Below are 12,777 nucleotides of genomic sequence, written 5' to 3' on the forward strand. Positions count from 1 at the left end.
CGCAGCCGCCAGCGGCCCCGGCCAAAAATTGATCATTTTTTGCGCTTCTTGCGCCGTTTTTTCTCTTTCCGGTAAAAAGGTTCCTCGCCCTCGGGGCGGGTCTTGAAACGGCGGTGCACCCACATGTACTGGGCCGGATTCTCGCGCATGCGCGCTTCCACGAACTGATTCACCAGTACCGCATCCTTCAGTTCGTCCCCCGACGGGATTTCCTCGATCGCTGGAAACACCTTGAGGTGGTAAAACCCTTTTTCTTCCAGGCGGGTGACGGTGTAAGGGATCACTTTCGCACGCCCCACCCGGGCAAAACGCGATGTGCCGGTTACCGTGGCGGTCGGAATCCCGAACAGTGGGGCAAATACCCCCTGCTTGATACCGTAGTCCTGATCCGGCGCATACCAGACCGCACGCCCCTTCTGCAGTGCCCGCAACATACCGCGCACGTCCCGGCGCTGGTACACCTCGGAATCCTCTCCGTGGCGCTCGCGCCCCTTGCGTTGCATATAGTCATACACCGGGTTTTTGTGCGGCCGGTACATGCCGTCCACCGGGTGACTCATGGACATGAACGCAGCACCGATTTCCAGTGTGGTGAAGTGCATTGCCATCATGACCACGCCCTGGCCGCGGTCGTTCGCCTCCTGCAGATATTCCAGCCCTTCAATAGTGAAGCGCCGCCGCAGCCAGCGGCTGGAACGGAACCAGGCCATGCCGGTTTCCATCAACGCAATACCGTTGGAGCTGAAATTGCGCCGCAATAACTGCTCGCGCTTTATCGCGGAAAGTTCAGGGAAGCACAGGGCAAGATTGCGCTCGGCAATGTCGCGCCGACTCTTGGCGAAACGCAGCATCAAACGACCAAGGGCGCGACCAAGGGAAATTTGCCAGCGATAGGGCAACTGGGCGAGGAGGTACCAGAGACCGAACAACATCCAGGTCAGCCAGTAACGCGGGTGCAACAGGGCGGCGCGAAAGTGCGGTTTTTCCATAAAACGAGGGCAACTGCTAGCGGAAACAGATATCCGGTCCACATGGATGACCGGAGGAAAGCGGCGCATTATAGCCGCGCCCGCCCCGTTACTGATACTCACCCCACCCCACTATTGACTCGGCGGCCGTTCGAACTGCCGGTACGATCGACACACCCGCGCATGACCGCGCGGTCTGCACCCGGTAAGCGACGGGCAGCCCAGCTACCCTCAGTGACGAAGCAGCGCGTCCAGCTCATCCACCACTTCACACCAGTCTGAGTCTTCGATAATCGCATCCCGCAAGAACTTGCGCTGGCTGTCACTCCAGAACTCAGCTCTGGCCAACTTTTCTTCCCCCTGCAGATGGTGGCGACCGAGGAAGTCTTCGATGGCAGTGTCGTCGGAGCCCAGACCCAGCTGGGCAAACAGGTCGTTGAGTGTGTGGTGGCCGGTTTCCATAGCGATTCCCCTGTCATGTGTCAGTGTGCGCGAAGCACTACTGATTATAGATAGCGGAAACGGCTGGTGGTCCTTGCGGAACCTTGTATAACAATTCGCAGGACCACAAGCGGGTTAAGTCCCAGCCCCCTATTCAGGGGGCGGGGTTTGGGTTGTCATTGTGGATCGCGGCAATGGCAGCCAGCTGCTCCGCATCCAGATTCAGTTCGGCGCTGCCAATGTTGGTTTTCAACTGCTCCATGGTCGTGGCGCCGATGATATTGGCGGTGACGAACGGCTGTTGGGTAACGAACGCCAGCGCCATCTGCGCGGGATCCAGCCCGAATTCACCAGCGAGCCCCACATACCGTGCCGTCGCTGCCTCGGCGCGAGCGCCGGTGTAGCGCTGAAAGCGCTCGAACAGGGTGAGGCGCGCACCCTCGGGTCTGGCACCATTAAGGTATTTCCCACTCAGAGTACCGAAAGCGAGGGGGGAATAGGCCAGCAGGCCGCACTGCTCGCGAATGGCCATCTCCGCCAGGCCGACCTCAAACGTCCGGTTCAGCAGACTGTAGGGGTTCTGAATGGACGCGACCCGGGGCTTGCTGCCGTGGGCCGCCAGGCGCAGGTAGCGATGCAGTCCCCAAGGGGTCTCGTTGGAGAGACCGATATGACGCACCTTGCCCGCCGCCACCAGTTCCTGTAGCGCAGACAGGGTTTCGCTGATATCCACACCGTCGTCTTCGCCGTGTACGTAACCGAGCTTGCCGAAATAATTCGACTGCCGCTCTGGCCAGTGCACCTGATAGAGGTCGATATAGTCGGTCTTGAGGCGAGCCAGGGAATCGTCGCAGGCCTTGAGAACCTGTTCGCGACTGAGACGCGGGCCGCCGCGGATATGGCTCACGCCGGAATTGCCTTCGCCGCGCCCGGTCACCTTGGTCGCCAGCACCAGCCCCGCGCGATTGCGCCGCTTCTGCAACCAGTTGCCAATAAATTCTTCCGTGCGCCCGTAGGTTTCCGCCTTTGGCGGCACAGGGTACATCTCCGCGCAGTCGATAAAGTTCACCCCGTGGGCGACGGCGTAATCCAGTTGTTCGAAGGCCTCGGCCTCACTGTTCTGCTCACCAAAGGTCATGGTGCCAAGGCAGATCTTGCTGACCTGAAGATCGGTTTTTCCGAGCTTGCGGGTTTCCATGGAATGACTCCTACGGGATCAAAAGTATCGGATTATAAAACGGAAACGCCGGGCAATTGCCCGGCGCTGGTGTTGGCCTGAAGCCAGACGGGTTGGCGGGGCTTACTGGAAGTCCGCTGCCACCAAGGGACTGGTATCGGCATCGTAGTCGATACCGTCTACACCGAAACCAAACAGCTTGAGGAAGTCGTCGCTGTAGCCTTTGTAGTCGGTCAGCTCGAACAGGTTGGCCTCGGTTACTTCCGGCCACAGCTTTTCAATTTTGGCCTGGGTTTCCGCGCGCAGTTCCCTGTCGTCCATACGGAAGCGGTTGACGTCATCGAGGCGAGGGCTGTCGGTGTACAGGCCTTCAGTGTACAGGCGGTAAAGCTGTTCGATACAACCTTCGTGGGTGCCCTCTTCTTTCATCACTTTGTAGACAAGGGAGATGTACAGCGGCATCACCGGGATGGCAGAGCTGGACTGGGTCACCAGAGCTTTCAGTACTGCAACATTGGCGCTGGCGTTGCCGCTGTCGCTGATGGCCTTGGCGGCACGGTCCAGGTCTTCCTTGGCCTTGCCGATGGTGGCGTGGCCGTAGATCGGCCAGGTGAGTTTTTCACCGATGTAGGTATAGGCAACAGTTTTGCAGTCGTCCGCGAGTACACCCGCGTCGCCCAGGGCTTTCATCCACAGTTCCCAGTCTTCACCACCCATCACTTTGACGGTGGCTGCGATTTCTTCCTCGCTCGCCGGGTCAACACTGATATCGGAAATTTCCAGCTTGTCGGTGTTGAGGTTTTTCGCGGTGTAGGACTTGCCGATGGGCTTGAGTACAGAGCTGTACAGTTCGCCGGTTTCCGGATCGGTACGACGGGGAGACGCGAGGCTGTAGATAACCAGGTCTATCTTGCCGAGATCCTGTTTGATCAGGTCAATAGTCTGGGCTTTGATTTCGTTGGAGAAGGCATCGCCGTTAATGCTTTTCGCATACAGACCGGCTTTGTGGGCCTCCTCTTCAAAGGCCACAGAATTGTAGTAGCCGGCAGAAGCGGTGCGCTTGTCGGTGGGCGGCTTCTCAAAGAAAACCCCGACGGTACCGGCACCACAGCCAAAGGCGGCGGTGATACGGGAGGCGAGGCCATAGCCGGTGGAAGCGCCTACAACAAGAACATTTTTCGGACCCTTGTCGATGGCGGGCTGGGACTTGATGTATTCGATCTGCTCGCGCACGTTGGCGGCGCAGCCCTGCGGGTGGGCGTTGGTGCAGATGAATCCGCGAACTTTCGGCTGGATGATCATGCCGGGCTCTCCGTTGGTTTTTCCGAATTGATGGGACCGCTGAAAACCGTAGCGAGCGGGGGGCTGGTGGTGGCCGCCGGAGCGGAGCAACCGGAGCGTACTTCAGTACGTGAGGATTGCGAGCACCGCCGGTCGCCGCCAGGCGCACGCGCAGTAGGTATTCAGTGGTACCAGGGCCGACTGGTCGGCCATAAAGGCGCACATTCTAATGGCGTTTGCGGGCGACTCCCAGAGCGGCAGATCACGCTACGGGATCTTTGCGGCCAGAATATCCTTGCGAGCGGCCAATTTAGCCAATTTCCATCCCCCGCGCGCCCTGAACAAGTGCAAGCTGCACACTTTTTAAGCAATCCAGCCTTGACCAACGTCCCCGACCTCCATCTTTGCCCACCGTGTCAGAGAGACTCTGGCAGCAGTTTTCAGGACAGGTCCAGGCGCCGTACCTTCCATCCAACGCACCATACTTCCGTCACAAAGCAGTCGAATTCATTGGCACACTTCATGCACTTCCTGGAGTGGAGCCGCTATGGAACGCGGCAATTTTCCATCCCAGATAAGGGGTAACCAAAGAGGTAATCACTCATGAAGTACTACTCACGTCATTTCGTAAAACCCGGCGACCTGAACCCGGCACAACGTCTGTTTGGCGGTCAGGCACTGGCGTGGATAGATGAGGAGGCGGCCATTTTCGCAGGGTGCCAGATGGGCACCGCCAATATCGTGACCAAAATGATGTCGGAGATTGATTTCGTCAGCTCCGCGGTATGCGGTGACATCGTGGAGTTTGGTTTTGAGGTAACCGATATAGGGCGGACTTCGCTGACCGTGCACTGCGAAATGCGCAACAAGCAGACCCGGGATCTGATCGTTCGGGTAGAGCGCATTGTGTTTGTGGCGCTGGATGCCGAGGGCAAGCCAACGCCGCACAAGAAAGCCGGGATGACGTTAGAGCAGGCAGCGAACTCTTCCGCCATGGCCAGCAAGCTGGCCAGCTAGAAAAACGCGGCCTGACAGACAGAATCTCTGCGTGAACCCAGGGCCTTAGCGGCTACCAGGCAGTTATAGCCGTGCGCTCGCGCATGAGAATACCCGGGCGTTCTGAACTCGAGGTTCCTAACGCAACAGCAACAAGGGTTGATGGGTACCAAGCAGCATCTTTGCGGTAACACTGCCCAGCAACAGATCCCGCAGCTTGCTGTGACTGAACGCCCCCATCACCGTCAGATCGATCTCGTGTTCGCGCTGGTAGGCAATCAGCGCGTCCACCGTTTTCCCTTGCAGGTTCGCACTGATCACCGTAACACCTCCGTGCCCCAGCGCCTCCGCCCCCTCCGCCAATACGGATTCAGCAGCATCCCCCACGTACACCAGGTGACAGGTAATTCCCTGGAATACCGGACTATGCGCCACCATATCCAGCGCCTTGCGCGCAGACTCACTGCCATCGTAAGCCAGCATCACCGACTGCGGCGCCTTGAACTCCCGGTTTACCACCAAAATCGGCTTGTGCAACGAGCGCACCACCGTCTCCAGCTGCGCCCCCAACCCCTTGTTCGACCCTTCATGCTCCTCACCGCGAATCCCCAGCACCAGCACGCGGATATGATCTTCCAGCTCCACCAACGACTCTGCCAGTGAGCCGTGACGCTGACAGGTCACCACTCGCTCGCCCCCGGCGCGGACCACACGCGCCCGCGCCTGATCCAGCATCTGCCGGCCCTGCTCCAGTAACAGCTTGGAACGCTGCTGCTCCAGCGCCGTCAGTTCCTCCAGTAACTCCTCCTGACTGCCGAGACCAATACTCCCGGTCAGGTCCGCCACCGCTGGGGTAGAGATGCGTTCGATGTTGTGCAGGAGTTTCACCGGGGCGCCGGCACGGCTGGCGATCCAGGCGGCGTAATCACACACGGCGCCGCTGTAGCGGGAACCGTCGATGCAGGTGAGTACGAGGGGGTCTTTCTGTTCGGTCATTATTATTTTCTCTCTGTCGCTATCCAACTTATAAAACTACGAAGAACGAGGTGCTTACGAAGTGAAAGGACAAGGGAGAAGCCGAAATGCTGGATGGAAGCTTTTGAAACCGTCGGCGACAGGGACGTCGCCGACGGAGCATACAGGGATGTACTTGTGCGATTTCAAAAGCTTCCATCCAGTGTTTCGGCGCCACCGAAGCCTGGACGGGGCTCCTGAAAAAAGCTCCGGGCTTTAATGCCCCCCAAGCACTTTCTCAATTTCCTCAGGCTTATCGTGCACCCCAAAGCGGTCGACGATGGTGGAACTCGCCTCGTTCAGACCGATCAGTTCAACCTCGGCACCCTCGCGGCGGAACTTCACCACCGCCTTGTCCAGAGAGTGCACCGCCGACACATCCCAGAAATGCGCCCGGCTCAAATCAATCACCACCTTGTCCAGCGCCTCTTTAAAATCAAACGCCGCAACAAACTTGTCCGCCGAATTGAAGAATACCTGCCCCACCACCTTGTAGGTCCGGCAATTGCTCGCCTCATCCAGCTCCGAGTTCACATACATAAAGTGGCTGACCTTGTTGGCAAAGAACAACGAAGCCAACAGCACACCCACAAATACCCCAAACGCCAGATTATGGGTAAACACTACCACAATCACTGTCGCCAGCATCACCAGATTGGTCGACAGCGGCAGATGCTTCAGATCGCGGATAGATCCCCAGTTGAAAGTCCCGATGGATACCATGATCATCACCGCCACCAGCGCCGCCATCGGGATCACCGCCACCCAATCGCTCAGAAACACCACCAGCGTCAGCAAGCCAGCACCCGCCACCAGCGTGGAAAGACGGCCACGGCCCCCGGATTTCACATTGATCACCGACTGGCCGATCATCGCACAGCCCGCCATACCACCCAGCAGACCCGCACCGATATTCGCAATCCCCTGGCCCTTGCACTCACGGTTCTTGTCGCTGCTGGTATCGGTCAGATCGTCCACAATGGTCGCCGTCATCAGCGACTCCAGCAGCCCCACCACCGCCAGGCCCGCGGAATACGGGAAGATGATCTTCAGGGTTTCAAAATTGAGCGGCACATCTGGCCACAGGAATACCGGCAGCGTATCCGGCAGATCACCCATATCCCCTACCGTGCGTATATTCAGCCCCAGCGCGAGAGAAACCGCGGTCAGCGTCAGAATGCACACCAGCGGCGACGGCAGCAGCTTGCCCACCACCGGCACATAGGGAAACAGATAGATGATACCGAGGCCCGCTGCAGTCATGGCGTACACATGCCAGGTGACATCGGTCAGCTCCGGCAACTGCGCCATAAAGATCAGGATGGCCAGGGCATTCACAAACCCCGTCACCACCGCCCTCGATACAAAACTCATCAGGCTACCCAGCTTGAGATAACCGGCGATGATCTGCAGTACCCCCGTCAACAGCGTCGCCGCCAGCAGGTATTGCAGGCCGTGCTCCTTGACCAGAGTCACCATCAGCAGGGCCATCGCACCGGTCGCGGCGGAGATCATACCGGGACGGCCACCCACAAACGCGATAACCACGGCGATACAGAATGATGCATAGAGACCCACCCGCGGATCCACGCCGGCAATGATGGAGAAGGCGATCGCCTCGGGAATGAGCGCGAGAGCAACCACGAGGCCGGCCAGTACATCGCGGCGAATGTTGCCAAACCAGTCGTTTCTGGTGGACGACAACAGGGTGTTGGAGAACTGCATAATCAGGAGAGCCTGTCTGGGAATTCTGTCTGGATAAAAGTTGCCAGGAAAAATTGTCTGGAAAGTCTTGTTCGAAGCCCTGAATCGGGGGCGCGGATTCTAGCATCTTGAGGGTTCTGGCTAAAGAACAGGCAGGGCGCCTGTTGGGCACGTCGCCGGGCTCCTTTGCCCAACAATCTGAAATGTCGCCAAACTCCCCTTCTGTCCGACTTGCCGTACACCCCCTGCACGGACACTTTTTGCGGACACATCGTCCACTCACCTCAAATTCAGTGGAAATTTATTTTCCTTATTTTTCAAAGAGTTAAATAGCTTTTCCAGGTTGGCACAGCGATTGCGATAAGCCCGCTGCAACGAAAAAAAGGGCAGTGAATCCGGGGTGAATTACTCCTGCGTCACAGTGACAGAACAACACAAACCGATTCGAAGTACCTGGGAACAACATGATCAGAGATACCTCCGGGCAAGACATCCAACTCACCCCGCAGAGTCCGTGGAAGAACAAACGTCTGTTGACCCGCGCCGGTCTTGGTGTTGGCGCAGTGGCATTTGTGGCGTGGGGGCTGATGAGCTGGCAGAGCACCAACGCGGTGGATGCGAGCCTGTCGCTGTCACGGATTAATATCGCCGCGGTGGAGCGCGGAAATCTGGTGCGGGATCTGGTGGTTCAGGGGAAGGTGGTAGCGGCAAACAGCCCCACACTTTTCAGCCCGGCCCAGGGCATTGTGAAATTCGCCGTGAAGGCTGGCGACGGGGTTCAGCGGGGACAATTGCTGGCGGAAGTGGACAGCCCGCAATTACAGAACCAGCTTGCCCAGGAGAGTGCCCTGTTCAACAAGCTGAGCGTGGAGCTGGCGCGGCAAAAAATTCAGGCCAAGCGCCAACGCCTCGAAAACACCCAGAAGGCAGACCTCGCCAAGGTAGATCTCACCGCCGCGCGCCGGGAACTGAAGCGCGCGGAAATTTCCATGGAAAAGCAGATCATTTCACAGCTGGATTTTGAAAAAGCCAGCGATGACCTGGCACGCGCAGAGCTGGAGCACGCTCAGGCGGTGCAGAACGCGGCGCTGGAAAACGAAGCACTGGCGTTCGAAACCCAGACTCTCGAGCTGCAGGTTTCCCAACAGAAGCTGCAGATGGAAGAACTCCAGCGCAAGGTGAATGAACTACAGATCATCTCCCCCGTCAACGGCACCATCGGCAGCCTGTCCACAACGCAACGGGCCGCCGTTGCCGCCAACGCGCCACTGCTTACCGTCGTCGACCTCACCAGCTTCGAACTGGAAGCCGCCGTACCAGAGAACTACGCCGACGACCTGGGCCTCGCCATGGCGGTAGAAATCAATATGGGCGGCAAACATCTTCCCGGTGAAATCACCGCAATCGCGCCGGAAGTCATCGACAACCAGGTGACCGCGCGGGTGCGCTTTACCGGCGAACAACCGGCCAACCTGCGCCAGAACCTCCGTCTCACCGCCCGTGTACTGCTGGAAAATCGCAGCGACGTGATACTGGTCAAGCGCGGCGCTTTCCTCGATCAGAGTGGCGGCCGTTTCGCGTGGAAACTGAACGACCAGAGCCAGGCAGTGAAAGTGCCTATCACCATCGGCGCACTGGGTCTGAACCAGGTGGAGATTGTTTCCGGCCTGCAAGTCGGCGATCAGATTATCACCTCGTCGGCAGAAGAGTTGGACAAGGCGCAGCTGGTAGCGCTGAAAGACTAATGCATTGTAGGAGCCTGCTTGCAGGCTCCTACTGAAACGAACTTTTAAAACAAATACGAAGACAAGGAAATCCACCATGTTGAAAATGCACAACGTCCGTAAAAGCTATCGCACCGACACCATCGAAACCCACGCGCTTAGGGATTTCAGCCTGGAAGTGAACGAGGGAGAGTTCGTCTCCGTTACCGGCCCCAGCGGCTCCGGCAAAACCACCTTTCTGAATATCGCCGGCCTGCTGGAAACCCCAACCGGTGGCCAGTATCTGCTGGATGGACAGGAAGTGGGTGGACTTTCCGACCGCGAGCGTTCCCGCCTGCGCAACGAGAAAATCGGCTTTATTTTCCAGGGCTTTAACCTGATCCCCGACCTCAACCTGTTCGACAACATCGACGTGCCGCTACGCTATCGCGGCTTCAACGCCAAGGAGCGTCGCCGCCGTATCGAAAAATCCCTCGAACAAGTTGGCCTCTCCGCCCGTGCCAAGCACCTGCCCGCTCAACTGTCCGGCGGTCAGCAGCAACGCGTCGCCATCGCCCGCGCACTGGCCGGCGAACCCCGTTTTCTGCTCGCGGACGAACCCACCGGGAACCTGGACTCCCTGATGGCCCGCCAGGTGATGGAACTGCTGGAATTCATCAACGAATGGGGCACCACCATCATCATGGTCACCCACGATCCGGATCTCGCGCGCCGCGCGCAGCGCAATATCCAGATCGTCGACGGCCAGGTCTCTGATCTGCGCCAGACAATCGCACAACCCGAAGCTGCCACTGCATAAGCTGAACAAAAAAAGGAAACCGAAATGATCGGCTACTACATCAGTCTCGCGCTGCGCAGTCTGCGGGGGACGCCTATTTTGAGCACTCTTATGATCGCCGCCATCGCTGTCGGCGTCGGCGCCTGCATGACCGTGCTCACCCTTAACTACATGATGTCCCAAAACGCCCTCGCGGCGAAGGACGATGTACTCTACGCGGTACAATTAGACAGCTGGGATCCGAATCAGGGCTATACACGCAGCAACAATGAAATCCCATATCAGCTGACCTATCAGGATGTCACCGCGTTGCTGCGCTCAGATATCCCGACGCGACAGGTAGCCATGCACCGCTTTGGCTTCACCGTTACCATGGAAGACTCCGACGTACGGCCATTTGTCGCCGAGACACGGGTAACCACCCGCGATTTTTTCGCCATGTTTGATGTCCCCATGCTGTACGGAAACACCTGGAATCAGGAAGCAGACAGCGCACCGGTACAGACCGTTATCCTGAGCAAAGCGATCAACGAAAAACTTTTCGGTGGCGAAGACAGTGTTGGCAGAAGCGTACAGCTCAACGGCGAGCCCTTTACGGTTGCCGGTGTGATGGATTACTGGAATCCGTCGCCCAAGGTATACGATCTGAACAACAGTCCGTTTAGTGATTCCGAAGAAATATATATACCCTTCGGCCTACACCGGAAGTTCGAGATTTACAGCTGGGGTAACAATAACGGCTGGAACAGCCCGGATTCCGGAATCGAAGGTTACGAAGGACATCTGCTTGGAGAGAGCGTTTGGATACAGTTCTGGGTTGAGCTCGACAACAACACACAAAAGCAGGAATACGAAAACTTTCTCACCGGCTATATCCAGCAACAGAAAGAACAGGGCCGCTTCCAGCGCCCGCTAAAGTTTGCCCTCACACGCCCGTCCGAGTGGCTGGTACTGAATGAAGTATTACGGGATGACAATCGCGTGCTGGGATGGCTGTCCCTCGCCTTCTTGCTTGTCTGCATAGTGAATGCTGTAGCACTGCTGCTCGCCAAATTCCTGCGCAAGGCTCCCGAGGCCGGTGTACGCCGTGCACTGGGCGCCGGCCGCAATGCCATTTTCACCCAGCATCTGATCGAAAGCAGCTGTATCGGTGTTCTGGGCGGCCTGATCGGCATTGGCTTCGCGCTGCTGGGCTTGACCGGTATCCGCATGCTGTCCATGGGCCACATCGATCAGATCGCCTCCATGGACTGGCTGATGATGCTCACCGCAGTAGGCCTCGCGATTCTCGCCAGCCTGCTCGCCGGCCTGTACCCGGCCTGGCGCATCAGCCGCACCAATCCATCTGTCTACCTGAAAACCCAGTGAGCCGGAGTAGAAACGACCATGTTTGAATTGAAACCCATGTTGTCCGCCCTCTGGCGCAACAAAGTATCAGCGCTGCTGATCGCTCTGCAGCTGGCCCTGACCCTGGCCATAGTCAGCAATGCCACCGTCATCGTAAAAGACCGCCTCGCCAATATGGCGCGCCCAACCGGTATGGATGTGGATAACATCATTGCCGTCACCTTTATGCCGGTGCCCAATGACTACGATATGGCGGGCGCAGTGCGCGCCGACCTGGACATGATGCGCTCCATGCCCGGGGTGGTGGATGCCTCTGTCACCAACCAGATCCCGGTATCCGGATCAGGTTCTGCAAGCAGCTTTTATCTGGAGCCCAACGCCCAGATTGGCGATATAGACGGTAATTATTACGAAACGGATCCGCACTTCATCAACGCACTAGGATTGAATCTGATCGCAGGACGCAACTTCCGCGAAGACGAAATGCACGTGGTGGGCGCCAACGAAAACTTCGATGGCAGTGTCATTATCGTTACCCAGCAGTTCGCCGACACCGCCTTTCCTGAAGGCGACGCCCTGGGCAAATTTCTGTATTACGGCAATAAGAGCACCCCCATGGAGATCATCGGTATCGTCGAGCGTCACCTGGGTGCCTGGCCCAGCTGGTCTCTGGCCGGCAATGTGGTGTTCCATCCGTTACTGGTAGCAGGCAACCACAAACGCTATCTGGTCCGTACCCAACCCGGCCATCGAGATACCATCTTCAAACAGCTGGAAGACAAACTCGCGGAGCGGGATCCGCAGCGGGTCATCCACCTGGAAACCCTTGCCGAAAACCTCGCATCTACCTACGTAAGCGACAACATCATGGTCAAGGTGCTTTCTCTCGTAATGACCCTGCTGACGTTTATCGTCGCCCTGGGTATCGTTGGTCTCACCATTTTCTGGATCAATCAGCGCGCCAAACAGATCGGTGTGCGACGCGCCCTGGGCGCCACCCGCGCCAATATCAGTCGCTATTTTCTGGTAGAGAACTCCATAATCGCCGCTACCGGGCTGATATTGGGTACCGCAGCTGCACTGATTATAAACCGCCTGATGGTGAGCGAGTTTTCTCAACCGGCACTGTCGCTTTCGATGCTAGCGGTGTGTGCGGTAATATTGCTCACTGTCAGCCTTACTGCGGCATTGATGCCGGCCATGCGTGCTGCCAATATATCGCCCGCAATGGCGACGCGAAGTGTATAAATTTTCCAGCACGATAGTAGGAGCCAGCCTGCTGGCGAACAGGAATCTGCACGTAATTCCGTTCGCCAGCAGGCTGGCTCCTACAATTCAGTGCCAGTC

11 protein-coding genes are annotated in these 12,777 nt (G+C 57.7%); 5 read left to right on the forward strand and 6 right to left on the reverse strand.

Translation table 11 applies throughout. From position 1 onward, the window contains the following. Positions 1 to 32: 32 nt before the first annotated feature. The 4 genes from lpxL to fabV all read right to left on the reverse strand — a co-directional run bounded on the left by lpxL (position 33) and on the right by fabV (position 3,888). A complete protein-coding gene (gene lpxL / locus PVT68_RS06970) occupies positions 33 to 989 on the reverse strand; it encodes an LpxL/LpxP family Kdo(2)-lipid IV(A) lauroyl/palmitoleoyl acyltransferase (RefSeq protein WP_280321978.1) in 957 nt (318 codons plus the stop codon). A 210-nt stretch (positions 990 to 1,199) separates the two neighbouring features. Then, positions 1,200 to 1,430, reverse strand: coding sequence for a DUF2789 domain-containing protein (locus tag PVT68_RS06975; protein ID WP_280321979.1), 231 nt, complete (start codon positions 1,428 to 1,430; stop codon positions 1,200 to 1,202). 133 nt (positions 1,431 to 1,563) lie between these two features. Continuing rightward, on the reverse strand, positions 1,564 to 2,607 hold the full coding sequence (locus tag PVT68_RS06980) for an NADP(H)-dependent aldo-keto reductase (protein WP_280321980.1): 1,044 nt from the start codon (positions 2,605 to 2,607) through the stop codon (positions 1,564 to 1,566). A 102-nt stretch (positions 2,608 to 2,709) separates the two neighbouring features. Beyond that, entirely contained in the window at positions 2,710 to 3,888 is a 1,179-nt protein-coding gene (gene fabV, locus PVT68_RS06985; RefSeq protein WP_280321981.1) for an enoyl-ACP reductase FabV, read from the reverse strand. A gap of 582 nt (positions 3,889 to 4,470) precedes the next feature. Between fabV and PVT68_RS06990 the strand changes: the two genes are divergently transcribed. After that, positions 4,471 to 4,884, forward strand: coding sequence for an acyl-CoA thioesterase (locus PVT68_RS06990; RefSeq protein ID WP_280321982.1), 414 nt, complete (start codon positions 4,471 to 4,473; stop codon positions 4,882 to 4,884). Between the two features lie 117 nt (positions 4,885 to 5,001). On the opposite strand, the gene PVT68_RS06995 is transcribed toward PVT68_RS06990, so the two are convergent. Next, positions 5,002 to 5,859 (reverse strand): universal stress protein, encoded by an 858-nt coding sequence (locus PVT68_RS06995; RefSeq protein WP_280321983.1) that lies wholly within the window; start codon positions 5,857 to 5,859, stop codon positions 5,002 to 5,004. Positions 5,860 to 6,093: 234 nt separating this feature from the next. Continuing rightward, entirely contained in the window at positions 6,094 to 7,602 is a 1,509-nt protein-coding gene (locus PVT68_RS07000) for a SulP family inorganic anion transporter (RefSeq protein ID WP_407666131.1), read from the reverse strand. Positions 7,603 to 8,045: 443 nt separating this feature from the next. On the opposite strand from PVT68_RS07000, the gene PVT68_RS07005 reads away from it, so the two are divergent. From PVT68_RS07005 to PVT68_RS07020, 4 genes are all read left to right on the forward strand, one after another. Further along, positions 8,046 to 9,326, forward strand: a complete 1,281-nt coding sequence (locus PVT68_RS07005) for an efflux RND transporter periplasmic adaptor subunit (RefSeq protein ID WP_280321984.1) — start codon at positions 8,046 to 8,048, stop codon at positions 9,324 to 9,326. Positions 9,327 to 9,402: 76 nt separating this feature from the next. Further along, positions 9,403 to 10,104, forward strand: a complete 702-nt coding sequence (locus PVT68_RS07010) for an ABC transporter ATP-binding protein (RefSeq protein WP_280321986.1) — start codon at positions 9,403 to 9,405, stop codon at positions 10,102 to 10,104. Positions 10,105 to 10,128: 24 nt separating this feature from the next. Then, positions 10,129 to 11,451, forward strand: coding sequence for an ABC transporter permease (locus tag PVT68_RS07015; protein WP_280321987.1), 1,323 nt, complete (start codon positions 10,129 to 10,131; stop codon positions 11,449 to 11,451). An 18-nt stretch (positions 11,452 to 11,469) separates the two neighbouring features. Continuing rightward, positions 11,470 to 12,678 carry an FtsX-like permease family protein gene (locus tag PVT68_RS07020; RefSeq protein ID WP_280321988.1) on the forward strand — a complete coding sequence of 403 codons (1,209 nt, stop codon included), beginning with the start codon at positions 11,470 to 11,472 and terminating at the stop codon, positions 12,676 to 12,678. Positions 12,679 to 12,777 lie beyond the last annotated feature (99 nt).

Origin of the sequence: Microbulbifer bruguierae, from assembly GCF_029869925.1 — a bacterium.
GTDB lineage: Bacteria > Pseudomonadota > Gammaproteobacteria > Pseudomonadales > Cellvibrionaceae > Microbulbifer > Microbulbifer bruguierae.

Excerpts from the sequence above, each read along its gene's own strand:
- lpxL (WP_280321978.1), bottom strand. The coding sequence starts at position 989 with ATGGAAAAACCGCACTTTCGCGCCGCCCTGTTGCACCCGCGTTACTGG.
- PVT68_RS06975 (WP_280321979.1), bottom strand. The coding sequence starts at position 1,430 with ATGGAAACCGGCCACCACACACTCAACGACCTGTTTGCCCAGCTGGGT.
- PVT68_RS06980 (WP_280321980.1), bottom strand. The coding sequence starts at position 2,607 with ATGGAAACCCGCAAGCTCGGAAAAACCGATCTTCAGGTCAGCAAGATC.
- fabV (WP_280321981.1), bottom strand. The coding sequence starts at position 3,888 with ATGATCATCCAGCCGAAAGTTCGCGGATTCATCTGCACCAACGCCCAC.
- PVT68_RS06990 (WP_280321982.1), top strand. The coding sequence starts at position 4,471 with ATGAAGTACTACTCACGTCATTTCGTAAAACCCGGCGACCTGAACCCG.
- PVT68_RS06995 (WP_280321983.1), bottom strand. The coding sequence starts at position 5,859 with ATGACCGAACAGAAAGACCCCCTCGTACTCACCTGCATCGACGGTTCC.
- PVT68_RS07000 (WP_407666131.1), bottom strand. The coding sequence starts at position 7,602 with ATGCAGTTCTCCAACACCCTGTTGTCGTCCACCAGAAACGACTGGTTT.
- PVT68_RS07005 (WP_280321984.1), top strand. The coding sequence starts at position 8,046 with ATGATCAGAGATACCTCCGGGCAAGACATCCAACTCACCCCGCAGAGT.
- PVT68_RS07010 (WP_280321986.1), top strand. The coding sequence starts at position 9,403 with ATGTTGAAAATGCACAACGTCCGTAAAAGCTATCGCACCGACACCATC.
- PVT68_RS07015 (WP_280321987.1), top strand. The coding sequence starts at position 10,129 with ATGATCGGCTACTACATCAGTCTCGCGCTGCGCAGTCTGCGGGGGACG.
- PVT68_RS07020 (WP_280321988.1), top strand. The coding sequence starts at position 11,470 with ATGTTTGAATTGAAACCCATGTTGTCCGCCCTCTGGCGCAACAAAGTA.